Source organism: Micromonospora sp. ZG13 (genome assembly GCF_059359355.1).
This window is the reverse complement of the sequence record NZ_JCADBQ010000001.1, coordinates 353,040-376,120: the sequence shown is the minus strand read 5'-3', so window position 1 is coordinate 376,120 and position 23,081 is coordinate 353,040. Positions and strand designations below refer to the sequence as shown.

The window sequence follows — 23,081 nt, the reverse complement described above, 5'->3', positions numbered from 1 at the left end:
GGCTGCCCGGGCCCGCCGCTGGCGGGCCCGGGCAGCCGCCTTTTCCGTACCGGCCCGGCGGCGGGTGCCGCGCCGGCCGTCCGCGCAGCCCTCGCGGTGGTCAACCGGTTGCCAGGCGACGCAGCCGGTCGACGGCCTCGGCCAGCACCTCGGGGCGCTTGCAGAAGGCGAAGCGGACGAGGTGCCGGCCCGCCTCCGCGTCGTCGTAGAAGACCTGGGTCGGCACGGCGACCACGCCGCAGCGCGCGGGCAGCGACCGGCAGAACTCCACCCCGTCCCGGCCGCCGAGCCCGGTGACGTCGGCGGTGACGAAGTAGGTGCCCTCCGGCGCGAGCACCTCGAAACCGGCGTCGGTCAGCCCGCCGACGAGCTGGTCGCGGCGGGCCTGCATGCCGTCGCGGAAGTCGGTGAAGTAGCCGTCCGGCAGGGCGAGGGCCATCGCGACCGCCGGCTGGAGCGGCGCGGCGTTGACGAAGGTGAGGAACTGCTTCACCCGCAGCACCGCCGACACCAGGGCCGCCGGCCCGCTCGCCCAGCCGACCTTCCAGCCGGTGCAGGAGAACGTCTTGCCGGCCGAGGAGATGCGCAGGGTGCGCTCGCGCATCCCGGGCAGCGTGGCCAGCGGCACGTGCGGGGTGGCCGCGTCGGTGAAGACCAGGTGCTCGTAGACCTCGTCGGTCACCGCGTACGCGTCGTGCTCCCGGCACAGCTCGGCGATCAGCGCCAGCTCGTCGGGGGTGAACACCTTGCCGGTCGGGTTGTGCGGCGAGTTCAGCAGCACGAGCCGGGTACGCGGGCCGAACGCGGCGCGCAGGGCAGCCGGGTCGAAGGCGTACCGGCCGTCGGCGGCGGGACGCAGCGTGACCGGGCGCCGGACCGCGCCGGCCAGGGCGATCGAGGCGGCGTACGAGTCGTAGTAGGGCTCGAAGCAGACCACCTCGTCGCCCGGCTCGCAGAGCCCGAGGATGGCGGCGGCGATCGCCTCGGTGGCGCCCGCCGTCACCACGATCTCGCCGTCCGGGTCGTACTCCAGCCCCCAGAACCGGCGCTGGTGCGCCGCCACCGCCGCGCGCAACGCCGGGACGCCGGGGCCCGGCGGGTACTGGTTCTGCCCGCTGCGCAGCGCCTGCGCGGCGGCGGCGAGCATCTCCGGCGGCCCGTCGGTGTCGGGGAAGCCCTGCCCGAGGTTGACGGCGCCGGTGCGGACGGCGAGGGCGGACATCTCGGCGAAGATGGTCGTCCCGAACGGACGCATCCGGGCCACCAGCGGATCCACGTCGGCGGTCGTCACGCCCGCCAGCCTACGGACTCCCGGCGCGGCTTCAACCCCCTGCCGGGGCCGCCGCCACGCCCGGAACCGGCTCCGACGCCCCCTCCGGCCGGCGGAAGTATGTCACCGAGCGTGTCGATTCCCCTCCGATCGCTCAAGTTGGCTGATCGTTTGGCCGGCTTTCGCGCACGCGCGATGAGTGGAACTAGGTTAGGCTGCGGGTCATGTGTGGAATCGTGGGTTACGCCGGCGCGCGCCCGGCGCTCGGCATCGTGCTCGACGGACTGCGGCGGCTGGAGTACCGCGGCTACGACTCGGCCGGCGTCGCCATCGTCTGCGACGGCGCGCTGCTGACCGAGAAGAAGGCCGGCAAGCTGGCCAACCTGGAGAAGGTGCTCTCCGAGCGGGCCGCCGAGGATCCCACGTCCTGCGCGGCCAGCCCGATCGGCATCGGGGACGGCACCACCGGCATCGGGCACACCCGCTGGGCCACCCACGGCGGCCCGACCGACCGCAACGCCCACCCGCACCTGGCCCCCGACGGCCGCGTCGCCGTGATCCACAACGGCATCATCGAGAACTTCGCGAAGCTGCGCGCCGAGCTGGAGGCCGACGGCGTCCAGTTCACCAGCGACACCGACACCGAGTGCGCGGCGCACCTGCTCTCCGCCGCGCTCGCCGACCTGCGCGCCGCCGGCCACCCCGACGGGCCGCAGCTGCTCGCCGCCGGCATGCGGGTGGTCTGCCAGCGACTGGAGGGTGCGTTCACGCTGCTCGCCGTCGACGCCGCGGTGCCCGGCGCGGTGGTCGGCGCCCGCCGCAACTCCCCGCTCGTCGTCGGGCGCGGCGACGGGGAGAACTACCTGGCCAGCGACGTGGCCGCGTTCATCGAGCACACCCGGGAGGCGGTGGAGCTCGGCCAGGACCAGATCGTCCTCATCACCGGCGACACCATCGAGATCACCGACTTCGCCGGCCAGCCCGCCAGCGGCAAGGACTTCCACATCGACTGGGACTCCTCCGCCGCCGAGAAGGGCGGCTACGACTGGTTCATGCTCAAGGAGATCGAGGAGCAGCCGCAGGCCATCGCCGACACGCTGCTCGGCCGGCTCACCGACTCCGGCGAGATCATGCTCGACGAGGTCCGCCTCAGCGACCAGGACCTGCGCGACGTCGACAAGATCTTCATCGTCGCCTGCGGCACCGCGTACCACTCCGGTCTGGTCGCCAAGTACGCCATCGAGCACTGGACCCGGATCCCGTGCGAGGTGGAGCTGGCCAGCGAGTTCCGCTACCGCGACCCGGTCCTCGACCGGTCCACGCTGATCGTCGTGATCTCGCAGTCCGGGGAGACGATGGACACCCTGATGGCGCTGCGGCACGCCAAGGAGCAGAAGGCCCGCGTGCTGGCCATCTGCAACACCAACGGCTCCACCATCCCCCGCGAGTCCGACGCCGTCCTCTACACCCACGGCGGGCCGGAGATCGCCGTCGCCTCCACCAAGGCGTTCCTCACCCAGCTCGTCGCCTGCTACCTGATCGGCCTGCACCTGGCCCAGGTGCGCGGCATCAAGTTCGCCGACGAGGTGGCCGCCGTGGTGGCCCAGCTCCAGGAGATGCCGGGCAAGCTGCGCGAGCTGCTGGAGCGGATCGAGCCCGTCCGCGAACTGGCCCGCGACCTGAAGGCCGAGCCGACCGTGCTCTTCATCGGCCGGCACGTCGGCTACCCGGTGGCCCTGGAGGGCGCGCTCAAGCTCAAGGAGCTGGCGTACATGCACGCCGAGGGCTTCGCCGCCGGCGAGCTGAAGCACGGCCCGATCGCGCTGATCGACAAGGGCACCCCGGTCATCTGCATCGTGCCGTCCCCGGTCGGCCGCGGGATGCTGCACGACAAGGTCGTCTCCAACATCCAGGAGGTACGGGCGCGCGGCGCCCGGACGATCGTGATCGCGGAGGAGGGCGACGAGGCGGTCGTCCGCTACGCCGACCACCTGATCTACGTGCCGCGTACGCCGACGCTGCTCGCGCCGCTGGTCACGACCGTGCCGTTGCAGGTCATGGCGGCCGAGATCGCCGCCGCCCGGGGGCACGACGTGGACCAGCCCCGCAACCTGGCGAAGTCGGTCACGGTCGAGTAGCCCGCACCGCCGCGCCACGGGCCCCCGTCCACCCGCCGGTGGGCGGGGGCCCGCCGCGTGCGCGGGTCACCGGCCGAGCACCACCCGGGCCATCCCGTCGAGGGCCGGGTTGCCGGCTTCCCAGTAGCCGGTGTGCCCGTGCCGGCCGCTGGGGAACGTACGCCCGCCGAAGCCCGGGTGGGACGGATCCTGCCCGAACCACAGCTCCCGCTCCGGCGCGCCGAGCAGTGCCCCGATCGCCGGGCCGACCGGCGACGCGCCCAGCAGGGCCCGGCGGGTCAGCTCGTCCGGGGACCGGGCCCACCGGATCACGTCGTCCGGCGCGGTGCTCGCCCAGACCTGCCCGGGCGGCAGGCCCAGCTCGCCCGCGTGCGCGACGCCCACCCCGGGCGAGCCGACGAAGACCAGCGCGTCGGCGGCCAGCCCGTGGTCGCGGGCGGCCGTGCCGACCACCAGCGAGCCGTAGCTGTGCCCGAGCACGGTCTGCCGGCCCGGCGGGTCGTCGTGGGTCGCCCGCAGCCCCTCCTGGAAGCGGTGCAGCGCCGGGCCGGCGTCGCGGGCCTGGCCCGACCACGCCGCCTCGTGCAGGAAGTCGGGCGCGTCGTAGTCCAGCCAGAGCACGGCGGCGGCCTCCTGCCCGGAGTCGAGCGCGCCGCAGCGGGACAGCACCCGGGCGGCCCGACCCAGCTCGCCGGGCACGTCGTGCAGGCCGGAGGTCATCCCCGGCACGTAGGTCAGCACCCGGGCCGACCGGTCCGGGTTGCCCAGCGCCACCACCGCCCGCCCCTCACCGGCTGTGCCCAGCGTCAGCAGGTAGGCCCGGGGCTGCTCGTCGCCGGTCAGGCGGGCGGCCAGCGCGTCCAGCCCCGCCAGGGACTTTCCGACGCGCGCCAGCCCGGCCAGCTCGACAGGCCCCCGCGGCACCCGCTCCAGCAGCCGCCGCCGCGCGGCCAGCAGCTCCTCCCGGCGCACCCCGAGGAGCAACCGGTTGGCCTGGTCCCGGGCGGCCACCGGCACCCCGTCGAGGCGGCCGACCAGCCCCGGCTCGTACGCGACCAGCCACCGGCGCTGCGCCGGGGTGAGCCCTGCCCACCACGCCCGAACCGTGGCCGGGTCGGCGCCGGGTGCCGGGCGACCGGGCGGCGGCACGTCGGCCCATGCCACGCGGGCGCCGTCGGCCAGCGCGTCCAGCCGGGCCGCGGCCTCCCGGTCGGCCGTACCGGCCAGTTCCAGCGCCGCCCGGATCGCCGCCCCCGCCTCGGCCGGGTCCGTCCCGGACCCGCCGGTTCCGCCCGCGCCGGACCCGGGCGCGTTCGCGCCGGCTGCGCCCGTGTCGGCCCTGCCCGTCCCGGGACGGGCCGTCGTCGGGGCGCGGGAGGGGCCGGCGGTGACCCGGCCCTGGCGGTCCACCAGCAGCCCGGCCGCCTCGGCGTGGGCCACGGCGGCGGCGAGCCGGGCCTTGGCGACGCCCAGCCGGGCGGCGAACTCCGCCAGCACCTGGTCGGCCTCGATCAGGGCGGGGCGGACGGCCGTCAGCTCACCGCGCAGCGCCGCGAGCCGGGCGTCGGCGGCGTCGGCCGCCCCACCCGACCAGCCACCCCGCAGCACCGCCGCGCCGGCGGCCAGCGCGCCGGCCCGGTGGGCCACCGGCTCGGTCAGCCCCCGCCAGGCCGCGCCGGCAGCCCGCCACGCGTCGGGATCGGCTGCCCACAGCTGCCGGTAGGAGACGTGCGCCGCCCGGTGGCCGACGTCCGCCGCCCGGTCGGCGGGGTGCGCCGGGCGCGTCGGAGGCCTCGGGGGTGCCGGGCGCGCCGGATGCCCGGCCCGGGCCACCGGAGCCGACGTCGGGGCCGCCGGACCCGATGCCCCGGCCGCCGGACCCGACGCCGGGGGTGCCGGGGCGGTCACCGGGACAGCGCGGTGAGCCGGCCGGCCGCCCGGTCGTCCACCGTCTCGTACGCCTCGGCGGCCGTCCGGACCGCCCCGGCCGTGCCGGCGACCCGGGCGGCGAGCCCACAGAACCAGGCGTGCACGGCCGATTCCAGCCCGGCCAGCGCCGCCCCGGCCGACCACTGCGGGGCCGGCACCACCAGCCCGGACGCCCCGGCCAGCCCGTGCCCCAGCCGGTACGCGTCGTCGTCGAGCCCGTGCGCGGCCCGGCGCAGCACGTCGGGTCGTACGGTCAACGGCTCCTCGGTCATCCTCGGCCCCCGCCTCGCGGAAACATCGACGGCTGCGACGCTAGGCGCCGTCCACACCCCGGCGCGTGCCCTGTGGACGACGGCCCCTGCGGCCCACGGCCGGTCGTCCACAGGCGTTGCCGCGCGCGCAACCGGCGGCTAATGTGCGCCCGCCCCCGCCGGTAGGGTGAGCGGGTGATCGTCGCTGTCGGCATCGACGTCGTCCTCGTCGAGCGGTTCGCCAAGGCACTGGCACGCACACCGCTGCTCGCCGACCGGCTCTTCACGGAGGCCGAGCGCCGCACGCGCTCGGGCAACCCGCGCTCGCCCGAGTCCCTGGCGGCCCGCTTCGCCGCCAAGGAGGCGGTCGCCAAGGCGCTCGGCGCACCGGCCGGCCTGAGCTGGCACGACTGCGAGATCGTGCCGGACCCGGACGGCCGGCCCTGGCTGACCGTCTCCGGCACGGTCGCGGCGGCGGCCACCGAACGCGGGGTCAACCGCTGGCATCTCTCGTTGTCGCACGACGGCGGGATCGCCTCGGCGATGGTGGTCGCGGAACGGTGATCGAAGCGTGCCGGGTCGCGGCACGCCGGTAGTCGGACGGGACGGGGTGGCATGAGACAGGTGTGGCGGGTCGCGGACGTACGCGCGGCGGAGGCGGGCCTGATGGCCACGCTCCCCGCCGGGACGCTGATGAAGCGGGCGGCCGCCGGGCTGGCCCGCCGCTGCGCCCTGCTGCTCGCCGAGCGGGGCGGCGTCTACGCCGCGCGGGTGCTGCTGCTGGTCGGCTCCGGCGACAACGGCGGCGACGCGCTCTACGCCGGCGCGCACCTGGCCCGGCGGGGCGCGGCCGTGTCGGCGCTGCTGCTGACCCCCGGCCGGGCGCACGCGGAGGGGCTGGCCGCGCTGCGGGCCGCAGGTGGGCGGATCGTCGACCGGCCGCCGGGAACCGTCGACCTGGTGCTGGACGGCATCGTCGGCATCGGCGGGCGCGGCGGGCTGCGCGACACCGCCGACCAGCTCGCCGCCAGCCTCGTACGGCACTGCGGCCGCGACGGCGCCCCCGCCGCCGTCGTCGCCGTGGACGTGCCCAGCGGGGTGGCGGTCGACACCGGCCACGTGCCGCTGACCGCCTCCGGCCGCCCCAGCGCCGTACGGGCCGACGTGACGGTGACGTTCGGCGGCCTGAAGCCCGCGCTGGTGGTGGGCCCGGCCGCCGCACTCGCCGGCGAGGTGGAGCTGGTCGACATCGGGCTGGAGCCGTGGCTGCGGGGCAGCCCGGCGCTGGGCGTCACCGAGTGGTCGGACGTCGCCGACTGGTGGCCCCGGCTCGGCCCGGCCTCCGAGAAGTACACCCGGGGCGTGGTGGGCGTCGCGACCGGCTCGGCGACCTACCCCGGCGCGGCCGTGCTCTCGGTCGCGGGCGCGCTGGCCGGCCCGACGGGTCTGGTCCGCTACGCCGGCTCGGCGCGGGCCGACGTACTGCGCCGGCACCCGTCGGTGATCGCGACCGGTCGGGTCGCCGACGCCGGACGGGTGCAGGCGTGGGTCTGCGGCTCCGGCCTGGGCACCGGCGAGGAGGCGGCCGGGGAGCTGCGGGCGGTGCTCGCCGCCCCGGTTCCGGTGGTGCTCGACGCCGATGCGCTGACCCTGCTGGTCGACGGCTCGCTCGCCGACCGGTTGCGCAGGCGGGACGCCCCGATCGTGGTCACCCCGCACGACCGGGAGTTCACCCGGCTCTGCGGGGAGGAACCGGGCGCCGACCGGGTGGGCGCGACGCTGCGGCTGGCCGCCTGGATGAACGCGGTGGTGCTGCTCAAGGGCGACCGTACGGTGATCGGCACGCCGGACGGCCGGGCGTACGTCAACCCGACCGGCACCCCCGCGCTGGCCACCGGGGGCACCGGCGACGTCCTGGCCGGGCTGCTCGGCGCGCTGCTCGCGGCCGGGCTGCCCCCGGAGCGGGCGGCGGCCGCCGCCGCGTACCTGCACGGGCTGGCCGGACGGGAGGCGGCCCGGGGCGGTCCGGTGACGGCGCCCGACGTGGCCGACGCCCTGCGCCCGGTCCTCGCCCGCCTGCGCTGATCCGGCCGCACCCTCCACGTCGGCGGTGCCGCGTTCCCGTGCCCAGGGGACGCGGCACCGGCCACGACCGGCCACGACCGGCTACGCCAGCCTCGGTCGGGGGGATCGGCGCGGAAAGTAGGCTGGGGGCATGTGGCAGGCCGAGGTGCGCGTGGACCTGGACGCGATCCGCGAGAACGTGAGCCGGCTGAGGTCCGGCACCGGCGCCGAGCTGATGGCGGTGGTGAAGGCCGACGGCTACGGCCACGGCATGGTCCCGGCCGCCCGCGCCGCCCTCGACGGCGGGGCCGACTGGCTGGGGGTCTGCACCCTGGACGAGGCGCTCACGCTGCGCCGGGCCGGGATCGACGTACCGGTGCTGGCCTGGCTCCTCGCGCCGGGGCTGCCGCTGCACGAGGGCGTCGCCGCCGGGGTCGACCTCGGCGTCGCCAGCCTGCCCCAGCTCGCCGAGATGGTCGAGGCGGGCCGCGCGGCCGGCCGGCCGGCCCGGCTGCACCTCAAGATCGACACCGGCCTGGCCCGGGGTGGCGCGACCGTCGCCGACTGGCCGGCCCTGCTCGACGCCGCCGCCAAGACGCAGGCCGACGGCCTGGTCGAGGTGGTCGGGGTGTGGAGCCACTTCGTGTACGCGGACTCGCCCGGCCACCCGACCATCGACCGCCAGCTCGCCGTCTTCCACGAGGGGATCGGCATGGCCGAGCAGGCCGGCCTGCGGCCGCGCTACCGGCACCTGGCCAACTCGGCCGCCACCCTCACCCGGCCGGACACCCACTTCGACCTGGTCCGGCCCGGGCTGGCCATCTACGGCCTCTCGCCGGTGGCCGGCGAGCGCTACGGGCTGCGCCCGGCGATGACCGCCCGGGCCCGGGTGATGCTGACCAAGCGCGTCCCCGCCGGTTCCGGCGTCTCGTACGGGCACACCTACACCACCGAGCGGGAGGCGAACCTCGCGGTGGTGCCGCTCGGCTACGCCGACGGGGTGCCCCGGCACGCCTCGAACAGCGGCCCGGTGCAGCTCGGCGGCAAGCGCCGGACGATCTCGGGTCGGGTCTGCATGGACCAGTTCGTGCTCGACTGCGGCGACGACCCAGTGGCCGCCGGCGACGTCGTCACCCTCTTCGGCGACGGCGCCGACGGCGGGCCCACCGCCGACGACTGGGCCGAGGCGGTCGGCACGATCAACTACGAGATCGTCACGCGGTTCGGCGGCACCCGCGTGTCCCGCGTCTACGACGGCGAGCGCCCGTGACGTCCCGCTCCCGCATCCCGCTGCCGCGTACCGGGCACGCCAGGGCGGCCGTCGGCGCCCTGGCCGCCGTCGGGGTCGCCGCCGCCGGGCTCGCGGCCGGCGTCGCCACCGAACGTGCCCTGGTCCGCAAGCTCAAGGCCGACCCCGCCGACCCGTACGCGGGCGAGGTCTTCGGCGACCAGCGGCACGACGAGTCCTTCCGGCTGGAGATGCCCGACGGCACCGACATCCACGTCGAGGTGGTGGAGCCGACCCGCCCCCGGCCCGGCAACCCGACCGTGGTGCTGGTGCACGGCTTCTGCCTCGACATGGGCACCTTCCACTTCCAGCGCAAGCTGCTCGCCGAGCGGGGCGAGCACCGGATCGTCGCGTACGACCAGCCCGGGCACGGCCGGTCCGGGCGGCTGGAGACCGGCGAGTACGACCTCACCGCGCTCGGCCGGACGCTGCGCGAGGTGATCGACCGGACCGCCCCGGAGGGGCCGCTGGTGCTGGTCGGCCACTCGATGGGCGGGATGACCATCATGGCGTTCGCCGAGCTGTTCGGAGAGCTGTTCGGCGACCGGGTCGTGGGCACCGTGCTGATGGCCACCTCGGGCGGCCTGCTCGCCGAGACCAAGCTGGTGGCGCCCGCCCTGCTCGGCCGGGTCGGCGCGCCGGTGCTGCACATGGTCGGCAACGTCACCCGTTACGGCGGCCCGGTGATCGAGCGGGCGCGCCGCTCCACCACCAACGTGGCCTGGCTGCTCACCCGCAAGTACGGCTTCGGCACCCGCCACCCCAGCGCGGCCCTGGTGTCGTACGTCGAGACGATGAACTCCCGCACGTCCGCCGACACGGTGACGCGCTACCTGCGGACGCTGGCCACGCACTCCCGGTTCCCGGCGCTCGCCGCGCTGGCGGACACCCCCGTGCTGGTGGTCGTCGGCGACAAGGACATGATCACCCCCGTGACGCACTCCGAGGAGATCGTCCGGCGGCTGCCGCACGCCGAGTTCGTCAAGATCTCCGACAGCGGGCACGTGGTGATGCTGGAGCACGCCGACGAGGTCAACGCGGCGCTGCTGCGGTTCCTGGAGGCGCTGTGAGCCACGTCGTGAAGCTGCCGACGGTCGAGGACACCCACGAGTTCGGGCGGCGGTTGGCCGGGCTGCTGCGCGCCGGCGACCTGCTGCTGCTGACCGGACCGCTCGGCGCCGGCAAGACCGCGCTGACCCGGGGCATCGGGGTCGGGCTCGGCGTGCTCGGGGACGTCACCTCGCCCACCTTCGTGATCGCCCGGGTGCACCGGCCCGATCCGGCCCGGGGCGGCACGGTGGCGCTGGTGCACGGCGACGCGTACCGGCTGGGGGACGCCGCCGACCCGCGCGCCGAGATCGACGACCTCGACCTGGACGCCTCGGTGGACGAGTCGGTGACCGTGGTGGAGTGGGGCGAGGGCCTGGTCGAGCAGCTCGTCGACGCCCACCTGCGGGTACGCGTCGACCGGCGCGACGACGACACCCGGGTGGTCGAGCTGGAGCCGGTCGGCGGCGACTGGGCGCAGCGCCTGACCGCCCTCGGGTGAGCGCTGTCGTACCGGCTGCCTAGAGTGCGCGGGACGGACCCGACAGGCGAAAGGTTGCCGATGCCCGACGACGCCCCCACCCTGGACCTGCTGGCGCTGCTGCCGGAGGAATGGCGTGCCGTGCTCACCCCGCACCTCGATCCGGCGCGCACCGCCGCCCTGGCCGAGTTCGTCGCGGGGGAGTACGCGACCCGCACCGTCTTCCCGCCGGTCGAGGACCTCTTCTCGGCCTACCGGCTGTGCGCGCCGGCCGACTGCCGGGTGCTGATCCTCGGGCAGGACCCCTACCACAAGGCGGGGCAGGCGCACGGGCTCAGCTTCAGCGTGCGCGAGGGCGTGAGCGTGCCGCCCTCGCTGCGCAACGTCTTCAAGGAGTTGGGCGAGGATCTCGGCGTGCCGAAGCCGCGCGGCGGCAACCTCAGCGGCTGGGCGGCGCAGGGCGTCCTGCTGCTCAACTCGGTGCTGACCGTCCGCGAGGCGACGCCCGGCTCGCACGCCAACCGGGGCTGGGAGGAGTTCACCGACGCCACCATCCGGGCGCTCGACGCGATGGAGTCCCGGGTGGTCTTCCTGCTCTGGGGCGGCTACGCGCGCAAGAAGGCCGCCCTGGTCACCAACTCGCAGCACGTGGTGCTGGAGGCCGGGCACCCCAGCCCGATGAACCCGCGTGGCTTCCTCGGCAGCCGCCCGTTCAGCGCCGCCAACAAGGCGCTCGCCGACGCCGGCCTGCCGACCGTCGACTGGGAGCGTTCCGCCGGCTGACAGCTGCGCACTTTCGCGGTCACCGGGCGGTGACCGTCCGTTGTAGCCTGTGCCTCGAGCGGTCGGCGAGCCGGGAGGCGGCGATGGCGGCGACGGTCAGCGCAGAGCGGTGGCGGGTGGCGCGGACGGCGCTGGCGGACCAGACGGACCGTTTCCTCGACCTGGTTCGCGCCACCCCGGCGGACGCCATGGCCACCGCCCACTGGTCGGTGGCCGACACGCTCGCCCACGTGGGCTCCCTCGCGTGGTACTACGTGTGCCTGGTGGACCCGGAGCATCCACCCCTGCCGGTGCCGGGTCTGCTCCGGCAGCTCTCCGACGTCACCGTCGACACGGTGGCGGACTTCAACGACGTGCTGCTGCGGCACCTCACCGAGCGCGAGCCCCAGGCCCTGGCCGACCGGTTGCGGGCCGACGTGGGGCGGCTCCTCCTCGCCTGCGAGGGCCGGCGCCCCGACGAGACGGTGCCCTGGCTCGGCGGGGCCCGGGTGCCCCTCGCCGGCCTCTGCGCGCACCTGGTCAACGAGCTGCTCATCCACGGTCACGACGTCGCCCGCGTCGCCGGGCGGCCGTGGTCGCTCCCCGGCCGGGACGCCGCGCTGTTCATGGAGCTGTTCGTGGCCGGGGTGGTCCGGCACGGCTACGGGCGGCTGATCGACGGCGGCGCGCCGCCGAGCGAACGCCCGGTCGTGGTCGAGTTCCGCTCGGCGTACGCGGCCCCGGTCCGGCTCCTGCTGCACCGGGGGCGGATGACGTTCGCCGACCCCGACGCCCGGCCCGACGCCCGGATCGACCACGACCCCGGCACGCTCAACCTGATGATGTTCGGCCGGGTCAGCCGGGCCCGGGCGGTGCTCACCGGCAGGGTGCGCGTCAGCGGGCGGCGCCCCTGGCTGCTGCCGGGCTTCCTGCGCAAGTTCCGCACCCCGAGCTGACCGTGCCCGCCCGCGCCGCCGGACGGGGTGTGACCGGGGGCGACTAGGCTGGCTTACCGTGCTCGTACTGGTGGTGGACAGCTCGACCCCCGCGGTGACCGCGGCGCTGGTGGAGGTCGCGGCGGACGGCGTGGCGACCCGCGCGCACCGCTGCACGGTCGACGCCCGCGCCCACGGTGAACTGCTCGCGCCGCAGGTCGACGCCGTGCTCACCGAGGCCGGCGCCCGCCCGGCCGACCTGGGCGCGATCGTCGCCGGGCTCGGCCCCGGCCCGTTCACCGGGCTGCGGGTGGGGCTGGTCACCGCCGCCACCATCGGCCAGGTGCTGGGCGTCCCGACGTACGGTGTCTGCTCGCTGGACGCCATCGGCCACCCGGCGGCCGCCGGCGAGCCGGTGCTGGCGGCGAGCGACGCGCGCCGCCGGGAGATCTACTGGGCGGTCTACGACGGTGCGGGCCAGCGGATCGTCGGGCCGGAGGTGTCCGTGCCGGCGGTCGCCGCCGAACGCGCCCGCGGCCTGGCCGTCACGGCGGCGGTCGGCGACGGCGCGCACCGGTACGCGGACGCGCTCGGCCTGCCTGTGCGCGACGAGCCACGCTACCCGGACGCGGGCGTGCTGGCGACCCTGGCCGCCGAGCGCATCCGGGCCGGCGCCCCCTCGGAGGCGCTCACCCCGCTCTACCTGCGCCGCCCGGACGCCGTGGCGGCGACCGCCCGAAAGCCGGTCCTGCCGTGAGCGCGAGGAGTGAGCCGGGTCTGCGAGCCCCGCAGTCGCGAACCGAGGTGACGCCGTGAGTGTCCGCCTGGAGCGGTTCCGGTGGTGGCACGTCGACGAGGTGCTGCCGATCGAGGCGGACCTGTTCGGTGCCGAGCAGTGGTCGGCGGCGATGTTCTGGAACGAGCTGGCCAACGGGCACTTCTACCTGGTCGCCACCGACGACGGCGAGGTGCTCGGCTACGCCGGCCTCGCCGTGGCACCGCCCGACGAGGCGTGGGTGCAGAACGTCGCGGTGCGCCGGGACGCCCAGCGGCGCGGCGTCGGCCGGCTCCTGCTGGAGGCGCTGCTCGCCGAGGCCGCCCGGCTCGGCGCCCGCAGCACGCTGCTGGAGGTCGCGGCGGACAACGCCCCCGCCCAGAAGCTCTACGCGACGTACGGCTTCGAGCCGATCGGCGTGCGGCGCGGCTACTACCAACCGAGCAACACCGACGCGCTGGTCATGCAGCGCAGCGCAGGATGTGAGCGATGACTGACGAACCCCTGATCCTCGGCATCGAGACCTCCTGCGACGAGACCGGGGTCGGCATCGTACGCGGGCACACCCTGCTGGCCGACGCGCTCGCCTCCAGCGTCGAACAGCACGCCCGCTTCGGCGGTGTGGTGCCCGAGGTGGCCAGCCGGGCCCACCTGGAGGCCATCGTGCCGACCATGCAGCGGGCGTTGACGGAGGCGGGGGTGACCCTCGCCGACATCGACGCGATCGCGGTCACCTCGGGGCCGGGGCTGGCCGGTGCGCTGCTGGTCGGGGTGGCCGCCGCGAAGGGCTACGCCATCGCCGCCGAGAAGCCGGTCTACGGCGTCAACCACTTGGCCGCGCACGTCGCCGTGGACACCCTGGAACACGGCCCGCTGCCCGAGCCGGCGATCGCCCTGCTGGTCTCCGGCGGGCACTCCTCCCTGCTGCTCGTCGACGACCTGGCCCGGGGCGTCACCCCGCTCGGCGCCACCATCGACGACGCGGCCGGCGAGGCGTTCGACAAGGTGGCCCGGCTGCTCGGGCTGCCGTTCCCCGGCGGTCCGTACATCGACCGGGAGGCCCGGGCCGGCGACCCGGCCGCCATCGGGTTCCCGCGCGGCCTGACCGCCGCCAAGGACCTCGCCGCCCACCGCTACGACTTCTCCTTCTCGGGGCTGAAGACGGCGGTGGCCCGGTGGGTCGAGGCGCGGCAGCGGGCCGGCGAGCCGGTGCCGGTCGCCGACGTCGCCGCGTCCTTCCAGGAGGCGGTCTGCGACGTGCTGGTACGCAAGGCGCTGGATGCCTGCCGGGCCAACGGCGTCGAGACGCTGGTGATCGGCGGAGGCGTGGCGGCGAACTCCCGGCTGCGGGCGATGGCCGAGCACCGCGCCGCCGCGCACGGCATCCGCGTCCGGGTGCCCCGCCCCGGGCTCTGCACCGACAACGGCGCGATGGTCGCCGCCCTCGGCTCGCACCTGGTCGCCGCCGGTGTCGCGCCGAGCCGGCTGGACCTGCCCGCCGACTCCGCCATGCCGCTGACCACGGTCAGCGTGTGAACCCCGAGGATGGCTGACGTGATCGTGCGGATGTGGGAGGCGCGGGCGGAGCCGTACGGCGTCACGGACCTGATCACCTGGGTCTGCGACACCGCGCTGCCGGAGTTCGAGCACGACCCGATGCACCTGTCCAGCGAGGTGTTCTCCTCCACCGACCACCGGGTGGTGGTCATCTCCAAGTGGCGCAGCAACCCGCGCCCGCTGCCGGCGCCGCCCGCGATGCTGCTCGCCCGCCCGCCGCACTCGTGGGACTTCACCCAGGTCGACCGCTGAGGCGGGGCCGGCCGGGCGACGGCGGAAGATACGTGAGCCACGGCACGCCGAGGCGGTAATTGGTTGGCGGGGTGACCGGCCCGCCACCTAGCGTCGGTGGGCCATGCGCTTCACACCGGCCGGGGACCCCGGCGTACCCGACATCCGCTCGGCGACCCGCTACCTCGTGTGGCTCGCCGGGCGGCACAAGGCGCTGCTCACCGTCGGCATCCTGCTGGGCGTCGTGTGGATGGTCGCCCAGGCGCTGGTGCCGGCGGCCGTCGGCCGGGCCGTGGACGGGCTCACCCGCCGCGACGAGGACGCCCTGCTCACCTGGGGACTGGTGCTGTTCGGGCTGGGCGTGCTCCAGGCGGTCGCGGGGATCCTGCGGCACCGCTGCGCGGTGCACAACTTCCTCGCCGGCGCGTACGGGACGGTGCAGTTGACCGTGGGCGCGGCGAACCGGCTCGGCGCCGCGCTGCCCCGTCGCGTATCCGCCGGCGAGGTGGTGAGCATCGGCACGGCCGACATCAGCCAGATCGGTTCGGCCATCGACATCACCGCCCGGGGCACCGGCGCGGTCGTGGCGATCGTGACCGTCGGGGTGATCCTGCTCGGGGCCTCCGTGCCGCTCGGGCTGGTCGTGGTGCTGGGCGTACCGCTGCTGATGGCGGTCGTGGGGCTGCTCATCCGGCCGCTGCACCGGCAGCAGCAGGCGTACCGGGACTCGGAGGGGGCGCTGACCGCGCGGGCCGGCGACATCGTCTCCGGGCTGCGGGTGCTGCGCGGCGTCGGCGGCGAACCGGTGCTCTCCAACCACTACCGGGCGCGCTCGCAGGCGCTGCGCGCCGACGGGCTGCGGGTGGCCCGCATCGAGTCGCTGCTGGAGGCGGCCCAGGTGCTGCTCCCGGGGGCGTTCCTGGTGCTGGTCACCTGGCTCGGCGCCCGGTTCGCGCTGCGCGGCGAGATCAGCGCCGGCGAACTCGTGGCGTTCTACGGCTACACCGCGTTCCTGGTCAGCCCGCTGCGGCAGCTCACCGAGGCGGTGGACAAGCTGACCCGCGGGCACGTCGCCGCCCGGCGGGTGGTGCGGCTGCTGCGGCTCACCCCGGAACTGCTCGACCCGGCACGCCCGGCCGCCCTGCCGGACGGCCCCGGTGAGCTGGTCGACGTGGCCTCCGGCGTGACGGTACGGCCGGGCCGGCTCACCGCGCTCGCGGCCACCGCGCCCGAGGACGCGGTGGCGATCGTGGACCGTCTCGGCCGGTACGTCGACTCGGACGCGACGCTGCACGGCGTACCGCTGCGGGAGGTGGCGCTGGCGACGGTGCGCGAGCGGATCCTGGTGGCCGACAACGACGCGCACCTGTTCACCGGCCCGCTCCGCGCGGAGCTGGACCCGCACGACCGGGCCGACGACGCGACCATCGCGGCGGCGCTGGCGGCGGCGAGCGCGACCGACATCGTCGAGGCGCTGCCGGCGGGGCTGGACAGCGCGGTCGCCGAGCGCGGCCGGGAGTTCTCCGGCGGCCAGCAGCAGCGGCTGCGGCTGGCCCGGGCCCTGGTCGCCGACCCGGAGACCCTGCTGCTGGTGGAGCCGACGAGCGCCGTGGACGCGCACACCGAGGCCCGGATCGCCGACCGGCTCGGCGCCGCCCGGGCGGGCCGGACCACGCTGGTCTGCACCACCAGCCCGCTCGTGCTGCACCGCGCCGACCGCGTGATCTTCGTGGAGGACGGCAAGGTGGTGGCCGAGGGGGCGCACACCGCACTGCTCGACGGCGAGCCGCGCTACCGGGCGACGGTCAGCCGGGGGGAGGACTGATGGCCACCGAGCTGCCCGTCGCCGACGCGCGCCAGGTGCGCCGCTACGCCCGTACGCTCGTCCACCGGCACCCGAGGGCGCTCGGGGCCGCGCTCGGCCTGCACGCGCTGGCCGCCGCGGCCGGGCTCGTCGCGCCGTGGCTGCTCGGCGACCTGGTCGAGGGGGTCTCGCGCGGCACGTCCGGCGTCACCGTCGACCGCATCGCCCTGCTGATCGCCGGGTTCGTGCTGGTGCAGGCGGTGCTGGTCCGCTTCGCCCACCTGGCGTCGGCCCGGCTGGGCGAGCGGGTGCTGGCCGAGCTGCGCGAGGAGTTCGTCGACCGGATCCTGGCGCTGCCGCTGGCCACCGTCGAGCGGGCCGGCACGGGCGACCTGCTCACCCGGACGTCCCGGGACGTCTCCGCGCTGTCGCGGACGGTCCGGTTCGCCGTACCGGAGACGCTGATCGCGGTGGTCACCGGCTGCTTCATCGTCGGCGCGCTGCTCCTGGTCGACCCGCTCTTCGCGCTGCCCTGCCTGCTCGCGGTGCCGCTGCTGTGGGCCGGCACCCGTTGGTACCTGCGCCGTGCCCCTGCCGGCTACCTGCGGGAGAACGCCGCCTACTCCGACATCACCGACGGCATCAGCGAGACCGTCGAGGGTTCGCGGACCACGGAGGCGCTGCGGCAGCAGGCGCGCCGCCGGGCCCGCACCGACGCGGACATCCGCCGGTCGTACGCGGCCGAGCGCTACACCCTGCGGCTGCGCACGGTGTTCTTCCCGGTCGCCGAGATCGGCTACGTGCTGCCGGTGGTGGCGACGCTGCTCATCGGCGGCTGGTTCTACCTGAAGGGCTGGGTGAGCCTCGGCGAGGTCACCGCGGCCACGCTCTACGTGCAGCAGCTGATCGACCCGGTCGACCGGCTGCTCTCCTGGCTGGACGAGTTGCAGGTGGGCGGCGCCTCGATGGCCCGCCTGCTCGGGGTGGCCGCCGCCGACGCGCCGCCCGGCGCACCGGCCCCGCCCGTCGGCGCACCGGCCCCGCCCGCCGAGGGCTCCCCGGGTCCGGCCGATCCCGCCCCACCGGGGGACCGGCGGCTCGCCGCCCGGGACGTCCGGTACGCGTACCGGGAGGGCCGGGACGTGCTGCACGGGGTGACCCTGGTGCCGGAACCGGGGGAGAAGCTGGCCATGGTGGGTCCCTCGGGCGCCGGCAAGTCCACCCTGGGCCGGCTGCTCGCCGGGGTGCACGCGCCCCGCACCGGCTCGGTCACGGTGGCCGGTCGGCGGCTCGACGAGCTGCCCCTGGCCGAGCTGCGTACGCACGTCGCCCTGGTCACCCAGGAACACCACGTCTTCATCGGTACGCTGCGCGAGAACGTGGCGATGGTGCGACCGGGCGCCGACGAGTCGGCCGTGGAGTCGGCGCTGGCCGCCGTCGACGCGCTCGACTGGGCCGCCGGGCTGCCGGACGGGCTGGACACGCTGGTCGGCGCCGGCGGGCACCCGCTGTCGCCCGCGCAGGCGCAGCAGCTCGCGCTGGCCCGGCTGGTGCTGGCCGACCCGCACACCCTGGTGCTCGACGAGGCCACCTCGCTGATCGACCCCCGTGCCGCCCGGCACCTGGAACGGTCCCTCGCGGCCGTCCTCGCGGGCCGTACGGTCGTGGCCATCGCACACCGCCTCTTCTCGGCGCACGACGCGGACCGGGTGGCGGTGGTGGAGGACGGACGGATCGCCGAGATCGGCTCGCACGACGAGCTGGTCGCGGCCGACGGCTCCTACGCGGCCCTCTGGCGCTCCTGGCACGGCACGGGCTCCTGACGCGCCGCGCCCTGTTCGAGGGCGTCGCCGCCGATGCCGGTGGGCAGGGCCTGTTTCCGGGTTCGAGGGTGCCGCGTCGCGGCGTCGTACCACGATGGTGGAGCGGCAGGCGACCGGCGCGCACCGGTCACCGTGGCGTCGGCCGGTGACGGGGGTGCGACGTGGGCGGTCTCGAGCTGATCGTGGTGCTGGGCGTCACGGTGCTGATCGGCACGACCCTCGGCGGCCGGTACAGCGTGGCGCCCCCGGTCCTGCTCATCACGATGGGCGCGCTGCTCGCGCTCCTGCCGCCGCTGTCCCACGTGGTGCTGGAGCCCGACGTGGTGCTGCTGCTGTTCCTGCCGGCGATCCTCTACAAGGAGAGCATCACCACCAGTCTGCGCGAGATCCGCACGAACCTTTTCGCGATCGCGTTGCTCGCGGTGGGGCTGGTGGTGGCGACGATGGTGGCGGTGTCGCTCGTCGCGCAGCGGTTCGGCGTGGATCCGGCCGCCGCCTGGGTGCTCGGCGCGGTGCTCGCGCCTACCGACGCCGCGGCGGTCGCCGGGCTGGCCAAGCGGATGCCGCGCCGGATCCTGACGACCCTGCACGCGGAGAGCCTGATCAACGACGGTACGGCGCTGGTGCTCTTCTCCGTCGGCGTGGGCCTCATCGTGGGCGGCACCGAGCCGGGGGTGCTCGGGCTGACCGAGCGGTTCGTCCTTGCGTCGGCCGGTGGCATCACCGCCGGCCTGCTGGTCGGCGGGGCGGTGATCCTGGTCCGGCGGCGCCTCGACGATCCGCTGCGCGAGGGCGCGCTGAGCGTACTCACGCCGTTCGTCGCCTTCCTTCTCGCCGAGTTCGTGCACGCCAGCGGCGTCCTGGCGGTGGTGGTCGCGGGCCTCATGCTGTCGTACGCCGCCCCCCGGGTCATCCGGGCCCGCTCCCGGGTGCTGGCGTACGGCTTCTGGGACCTCGCCACGTTCCTGATCAACGGTGGGCTCTTCGTGCTGCTCGGGATGCAGATTCCGCGCGCACTGCGCGGGGTCACCAGCCTGTCGGTGATGCGGGCGCTGGCCATCGCGGTCGTGGTGACCGGCGTGGTCGTCCTGACCCGGATGCTGTGGATCCACCTGGCGGCGTTCGCCTTCCTGGTCGTCGACCGCCGGGCGGCGCAGCAGGACGAGCGGGTCAACTGGCGGGTACGCACGGCGGCCGGGTGGGCGGGGTTCCGGGGCGCGGTCTCCCTCGCGGCCGCCCTGGCGGTGCCGGTGACCACCCCCACCGGCACACCTGTGCACGAGCGCGACCTGATCATCTTCGCCACCGCCGTGGTCATCCTGCTGACGATGCTGGTCCAGGGCACCACGCTGCCCGCCGTCGTCGGGTGGGCGGGCCTGGTCGGCGACACCCGGCGACTGGCCGAGCTGCGGCTGGCCCGGATGCGCGCCACCGAGGCCGCGCTGGCGGTGCTGCCCGAGGTCGCCGACCGGATCGGCGCCGGGCCGGAGGCGGTCGACCGGATCCGGGCGGACTACGAGCAGCACCTCGACGACGTCCGCTCCACCGAGGAGGGCCGCGCGACGGAGCAGGCCCGCGAGCTGGACCGGCGGCTGCGCCTCGCCGTGCTCGAACACAAGCGCCGCGAGATCACCCGGCTGCGGGACACGAACGAGATCGACGACATCGTCCTGCGGGAGTTGCAGGCCGTCCTGGACATCGAGGAGATCCGCCTGCTCGGCCCGGAGGTCAACGAGTAGCCATGGCCGCCCGTCGCGCCGGGCGTCCGGGCGTGCCAGGCGTGCGGGCCTGCCGGGTGTGCGGGTCGTGCGGGCGTGCCAGGTGTGCGGGTCGTGCGTGCGGGGCTTGACCCCTGATCCTGGACACCGGGTTTATGCGGCCGGGGCCAGCGTAGCTGGCGCTGGCCGGGTGCTCTTCTCGTAGGTGATCGGTGACTGCTGTCCGAGCCGGAAGTGGCGTCGGACGGTGTTGTAGCGGTGCAGCCACCGGAACGTGGTCAGCCGTGCTTGGCGTTCCTCGGTGAAGGCGCGGCGGCCTTGCAGGGTCTCGCGTTTGAAGGTGGCGTTGAACGACTCCGCAGCGGCGTTGTCGGCGGAGCTACCGACCGCGCTCATTGATTGCCGGACTCCGGCGGCCTGGCATTCGGCGGCGAAGGCCCGAGAGGTGCATTGGGCTCCGTGATCCGTGTGCATGATCGCCCCGTGCAGGCTGCCTCGGGTGCGCTGCACCGCGTGCAGGGCGCCGAGGACCAGGTCGGTGCGCATGTGATCGGCGATCGCCCAGCCGGCCAGGCGCCGGGAGTGCAGGTCGGTGACGGTGGCCAGGTAGAGGAAGCCGCGGTCGGGAACTTTGCTTCGATCGTGGCCACGACCCGGTCGAACTGGGCCCGGGCCCAGACGGCGTCGGCGTCGGGCTGGTGGCTGCCCCGATCGCGGCCACGAGGCCGGCGTGGGCGTCGGAGATGACGAGACGGACTCCGGTCAGGCCGCGGGCGGTCAGCGACCGTAGGAACGCCAGCCAGCCGGCGCCGTCCTCGTCCGACGCGACATCCACGCCCAGCACTTCGCGCCTGCCGTCGGCTCTCGCGGACCTTCATCGTCAACGAGTCCATCCACACGAACGTGTAGTGGGCGGCGTCGAGGGGCCGGTTCCGGAACGCTTCCACCTGCTCGACAAGCTCCTCGACCCTCCGGGTCGACACACCGAGCAGATACGACGTCGCTACCACCGACACCAGGGCCTGCTCCGCCCACCGCCGGTGCGTCAGCAGCCAGTCCGGGAAGTAGGAGCCCTGCCGCAGCTTCGGGATCGCCAAGTCGATCGTCCCGGCCCGGATGTCCCACTCCCGCAGCCGGTAACCGTTGCGGGAGTTCACCCGCTCGTCGCTGCGCTGCCCATACCCGGCACCGCAGGCCACGTCCGCCTCGGCGGACATCACCGCCTGCGCGAACGTTGATCATCGCCTGCAACATGTCCGGCGACGCGCCTTCGAGCTGCTCGCGCAGTAGGTCAACAGGGTTCACGCTCTGTGAAGCGGCCATCGTGTCCTCTCTTCCTTCTCTGACTTGGTCGTCTGGAAGGACCGACGCGATGGCCCTCTCTCATCTACGCAACACGCCCATCACGGGCAAGTCGTACACCACTCCCGTGGACGCAACCACGTAAATGATCTTTTGTTACCTAACTGTGATTATCACATTCTGTTGTCCTAGACGCTACTCATCGAATGTTGGCAGGGCTCGGTGGGGGCGCGTCGAGTAGCATCGTGACTCTCTGTAGCTGCCTTTCGGGTGCCTCTCTTGTGGGGACATCGGCGCGCTGATCACCGTGCTAGAGTCCAAATCAATCGACGGGGGTCGTATCCGAAATTCACATTTGGATACCGCTTTCCCTCGCGTCTACGAACGGAGGGCATTTACGTGGAAAGAACGTCGCGGCCGGGCATTAAGCGTGCCACTCAAATTGCAGTGCTCGGGCTGATGGCTGGTGGTATTGCTGCTGTTGGTGCCGCGCCTGCAGTCGCTGCAGGCCAGACCGGCACGGTTAACAACTGCTACACGCAGTGGTGGAGCACCGCTTGGGCGCAGAAGTGCACCAGTGCGGGTGCGTCCGTTGCTGGCTACTACCGCTCGAGTGTCACCTGCACGGCTCAGGTCGGGTCGTCCATCCGGCCTTGGCGAAACAAGGGCAGCGTCGGCCCGGTTTCTGGTCACGACTGCACCTTCTCGGTGATCTCCGGGACCATCGGTTACGAGGGAACCTGAACCGAGCTTCGATGAAGTGAAGTGATGATGGGGAAGCGTTCTCGCGCTTCCCCATCATTCGAATTACGAGAACAGGCCTATTAGATGAGTGTAGTGCTCGCTGATGTTTCTCAAGGGTATGGCACCTCAAACGTCATCGATCAACTCAGTCTCACCCTCAGCCCTGGCGTGACCGCCCTGGTGGGGCCCAACGGGGCTGGAAAATCGACTCTCCTTCGCACGTTGGCGACCGTCATGCCACCGCGTTCCGGCACGGTCGCTATTGACGGTGTCGAGGTTAGGGACGAGAAGAGTGCCCGCGCGGTGCGTAACGGGATCGGGTATCTGCCCCAGCACTTCGGGTGCGATCCGCAGATGAACGTGTGGGATTTTGTTGCCTATGGCGCTTGGCTTCGGGGAGTGCCAGCGCGAGCGGCTGGGCAAGCGATCGAGCACGTGCTTGGCCTCGTCGATCTTGCTGATCGCAGACGTGACCGTATGGGGAGACTCTCCGGCGGGATGCGTCAGCGTGCCGGCGTTGCCTGGGCTATCGTCGGCGGACCGCGGCTGGTGCTTCTCGACGAGCCTACGGTCGGGCTGGATCCGCGCCAGCGCCTTCACTTTCGGGGCATTATCGGCGGCCTTCGCGACACGATTGTCGTGCTGAGCACGCACCTGATCGACGACGTCGCGGCAATCTGCGACCGCGTTGTCGTCGTGAATGGCGGCGCCGTGCAGTTCGAAGGTCCCGTCTCCGAGTTGGAGGTCATGGGCCGGGAGGATTTGCCTGGTCATTCCCCGCTCGAGAGAGCTTACATGCGTCTCATGCCCGCCGAGGAGCAGCGACTGTGAGGACACTCTGGTTCCATCTCCGCATCGCGCCCGTGCGGTGGTATCTACCGGTTCTCCTGTTGCTCGATCTCGGAGTCCTGCTTATTCGAGACACCTACTGGGCCGGTGTCTGGCCAGAGGCCGGCGCGGCC

At 74.3% G+C, this 23,081-nt stretch carries 19 protein-coding genes and 2 pseudogenes; 16 read left to right on the top strand and 5 right to left on the bottom strand.

The window, feature by feature from the left end:
- Positions 1-100: 100 nt before the first annotated feature.
- A complete protein-coding gene (locus AC5L34_RS01730; RefSeq protein ID WP_494823672.1) occupies positions 101-1,291 on the bottom strand; it encodes a pyridoxal phosphate-dependent aminotransferase in 1,191 nt (396 codons plus the stop codon).
- A 203-nt stretch (positions 1,292-1,494) separates the two neighbouring features.
- Between AC5L34_RS01730 and glmS the strand changes: the two genes are divergently transcribed.
- Positions 1,495-3,408, top strand: coding sequence for a glutamine--fructose-6-phosphate transaminase (isomerizing) (glmS, locus tag AC5L34_RS01725; RefSeq protein WP_088998405.1), 1,914 nt, complete (start codon positions 1,495-1,497; stop codon positions 3,406-3,408).
- A 66-nt stretch (positions 3,409-3,474) separates the two neighbouring features.
- Here the strand turns inward: glmS and AC5L34_RS01720 are convergent, their stop codons facing one another.
- Positions 3,475-5,241, bottom strand: a complete 1,767-nt coding sequence (locus AC5L34_RS01720) for an alpha/beta hydrolase (RefSeq protein WP_494823671.1) — start codon at positions 5,239-5,241, stop codon at positions 3,475-3,477.
- 71 nt (positions 5,242-5,312) lie between these two features.
- Positions 5,313-5,609 (bottom strand): type VII secretion target, encoded by a 297-nt coding sequence (locus tag AC5L34_RS01715; protein WP_441175534.1) that lies wholly within the window; start codon positions 5,607-5,609, stop codon positions 5,313-5,315.
- Positions 5,610-5,783: 174 nt separating this feature from the next.
- On the opposite strand from AC5L34_RS01715, the gene AC5L34_RS01710 reads away from it, so the two are divergent.
- The 14 genes from AC5L34_RS01710 (at position 5,784) to AC5L34_RS01645 (ending at position 20,094) form a co-directional block, all read left to right on the top strand.
- Entirely contained in the window at positions 5,784-6,152 is a 369-nt protein-coding gene (locus AC5L34_RS01710) for a holo-ACP synthase (protein ID WP_088998407.1), read from the top strand.
- Positions 6,153-6,203: 51 nt separating this feature from the next.
- Positions 6,204-7,673: an NAD(P)H-hydrate dehydratase gene (locus tag AC5L34_RS01705; protein ID WP_494823670.1), complete on the top strand. Its 1,470-nt coding sequence runs from the start codon at positions 6,204-6,206 to the stop codon at positions 7,671-7,673.
- A 130-nt stretch (positions 7,674-7,803) separates the two neighbouring features.
- Complete coding sequence (alr, locus tag AC5L34_RS01700; protein WP_441175536.1) at positions 7,804-8,922, top strand: alanine racemase; 1,119 nt, start codon at positions 7,804-7,806, stop codon at positions 8,920-8,922.
- Positions 8,919-10,010: an alpha/beta fold hydrolase gene (locus tag AC5L34_RS01695; RefSeq protein ID WP_441175537.1), complete on the top strand. Its 1,092-nt coding sequence runs from the start codon at positions 8,919-8,921 to the stop codon at positions 10,008-10,010. Before alr ends, AC5L34_RS01695 begins: the two co-directional genes overlap by 4 nt.
- Positions 10,007-10,489, top strand: coding sequence for a tRNA (adenosine(37)-N6)-threonylcarbamoyltransferase complex ATPase subunit type 1 TsaE (tsaE, locus tag AC5L34_RS01690; protein ID WP_441175538.1), 483 nt, complete (start codon positions 10,007-10,009; stop codon positions 10,487-10,489). The genes AC5L34_RS01695 and tsaE overlap by 4 nt, the downstream gene beginning before the upstream one ends.
- Before the next feature lie 60 nt (positions 10,490-10,549).
- Complete coding sequence (gene ung / locus AC5L34_RS01685) at positions 10,550-11,251, top strand: uracil-DNA glycosylase (protein WP_441175539.1); 702 nt, start codon at positions 10,550-10,552, stop codon at positions 11,249-11,251.
- Between the two features lie 83 nt (positions 11,252-11,334).
- Complete coding sequence (locus AC5L34_RS01680; RefSeq protein WP_441175540.1) at positions 11,335-12,186, top strand: maleylpyruvate isomerase family mycothiol-dependent enzyme; 852 nt, start codon at positions 11,335-11,337, stop codon at positions 12,184-12,186.
- Positions 12,187-12,244: 58 nt separating this feature from the next.
- Positions 12,245-12,922: a tRNA (adenosine(37)-N6)-threonylcarbamoyltransferase complex dimerization subunit type 1 TsaB gene (gene tsaB / locus AC5L34_RS01675; RefSeq protein WP_121399839.1), complete on the top strand. Its 678-nt coding sequence runs from the start codon at positions 12,245-12,247 to the stop codon at positions 12,920-12,922.
- 55 nt (positions 12,923-12,977) lie between these two features.
- Positions 12,978-13,433, top strand: a complete 456-nt coding sequence (gene rimI, locus AC5L34_RS01670) for a ribosomal protein S18-alanine N-acetyltransferase (RefSeq protein WP_441175541.1) — start codon at positions 12,978-12,980, stop codon at positions 13,431-13,433.
- Positions 13,430-14,476, top strand: a complete 1,047-nt coding sequence (tsaD, locus tag AC5L34_RS01665) for a tRNA (adenosine(37)-N6)-threonylcarbamoyltransferase complex transferase subunit TsaD (RefSeq protein WP_441175542.1) — start codon at positions 13,430-13,432, stop codon at positions 14,474-14,476. Before rimI ends, tsaD begins: the two co-directional genes overlap by 4 nt.
- Positions 14,477-14,494: 18 nt before the next feature.
- A complete protein-coding gene (locus AC5L34_RS01660) occupies positions 14,495-14,749 on the top strand; it encodes a hypothetical protein (protein ID WP_088998417.1) in 255 nt (84 codons plus the stop codon).
- Positions 14,750-14,852: 103 nt separating this feature from the next.
- Positions 14,853-16,553, top strand: a complete 1,701-nt coding sequence (locus AC5L34_RS01655; RefSeq protein WP_441175543.1) for an ABC transporter ATP-binding protein — start codon at positions 14,853-14,855, stop codon at positions 16,551-16,553.
- Positions 16,553-18,355, top strand: a complete 1,803-nt coding sequence (locus tag AC5L34_RS01650; RefSeq protein WP_441175544.1) for an ABC transporter ATP-binding protein — start codon at positions 16,553-16,555, stop codon at positions 18,353-18,355. The genes AC5L34_RS01655 and AC5L34_RS01650 overlap by 1 nt, the downstream gene beginning before the upstream one ends.
- A gap of 161 nt (positions 18,356-18,516) precedes the next feature.
- On the top strand, positions 18,517-20,094 hold the full coding sequence (locus AC5L34_RS01645) for a Na+/H+ antiporter (RefSeq protein ID WP_441175545.1): 1,578 nt from the start codon (positions 18,517-18,519) through the stop codon (positions 20,092-20,094).
- A gap of 132 nt (positions 20,095-20,226) precedes the next feature.
- Here the strand turns inward: AC5L34_RS01645 and AC5L34_RS01640 are convergent.
- Both AC5L34_RS01640 and AC5L34_RS01635 read right to left on the bottom strand, forming a co-directional pair.
- A pseudogene (locus AC5L34_RS01640) lies at positions 20,227-20,685 on the bottom strand (transposase); the annotation flags it as partial.
- 91 nt (positions 20,686-20,776) lie between these two features.
- Positions 20,777-21,396 (bottom strand): annotated as a pseudogene (locus AC5L34_RS01635) (transposase); the annotation flags it as partial.
- 807 nt (positions 21,397-22,203) lie between these two features.
- On the opposite strand from AC5L34_RS01635, the gene AC5L34_RS01630 reads away from it, so the two are divergent.
- Positions 22,204-22,950, top strand: a complete 747-nt coding sequence (locus tag AC5L34_RS01630) for an ATP-binding cassette domain-containing protein (protein WP_441175546.1) — start codon at positions 22,204-22,206, stop codon at positions 22,948-22,950.
- Positions 22,951-23,081 lie beyond the last annotated feature (131 nt).

Excerpts from the sequence above, each read along its gene's own strand:
- glmS (WP_088998405.1), top strand. The coding sequence starts at position 1,495 with ATGTGTGGAATCGTGGGTTACGCCGGCGCGCGCCCGGCGCTCGGCATC.
- AC5L34_RS01715 (WP_441175534.1), bottom strand. The coding sequence starts at position 5,609 with ATGACCGAGGAGCCGTTGACCGTACGACCCGACGTGCTGCGCCGGGCC.
- AC5L34_RS01705 (WP_494823670.1), top strand. The coding sequence starts at position 6,204 with ATGAGACAGGTGTGGCGGGTCGCGGACGTACGCGCGGCGGAGGCGGGC.
- alr (WP_441175536.1), top strand. The coding sequence starts at position 7,804 with ATGTGGCAGGCCGAGGTGCGCGTGGACCTGGACGCGATCCGCGAGAAC.
- ung (WP_441175539.1), top strand. The coding sequence starts at position 10,550 with ATGCCCGACGACGCCCCCACCCTGGACCTGCTGGCGCTGCTGCCGGAG.
- AC5L34_RS01680 (WP_441175540.1), top strand. The coding sequence starts at position 11,335 with ATGGCGGCGACGGTCAGCGCAGAGCGGTGGCGGGTGGCGCGGACGGCG.
- tsaD (WP_441175542.1), top strand. The coding sequence starts at position 13,430 with ATGACTGACGAACCCCTGATCCTCGGCATCGAGACCTCCTGCGACGAG.
- AC5L34_RS01655 (WP_441175543.1), top strand. The coding sequence starts at position 14,853 with ATGCGCTTCACACCGGCCGGGGACCCCGGCGTACCCGACATCCGCTCG.
- AC5L34_RS01650 (WP_441175544.1), top strand. The coding sequence starts at position 16,553 with ATGGCCACCGAGCTGCCCGTCGCCGACGCGCGCCAGGTGCGCCGCTAC.
- AC5L34_RS01630 (WP_441175546.1), top strand. The coding sequence starts at position 22,204 with ATGAGTGTAGTGCTCGCTGATGTTTCTCAAGGGTATGGCACCTCAAAC.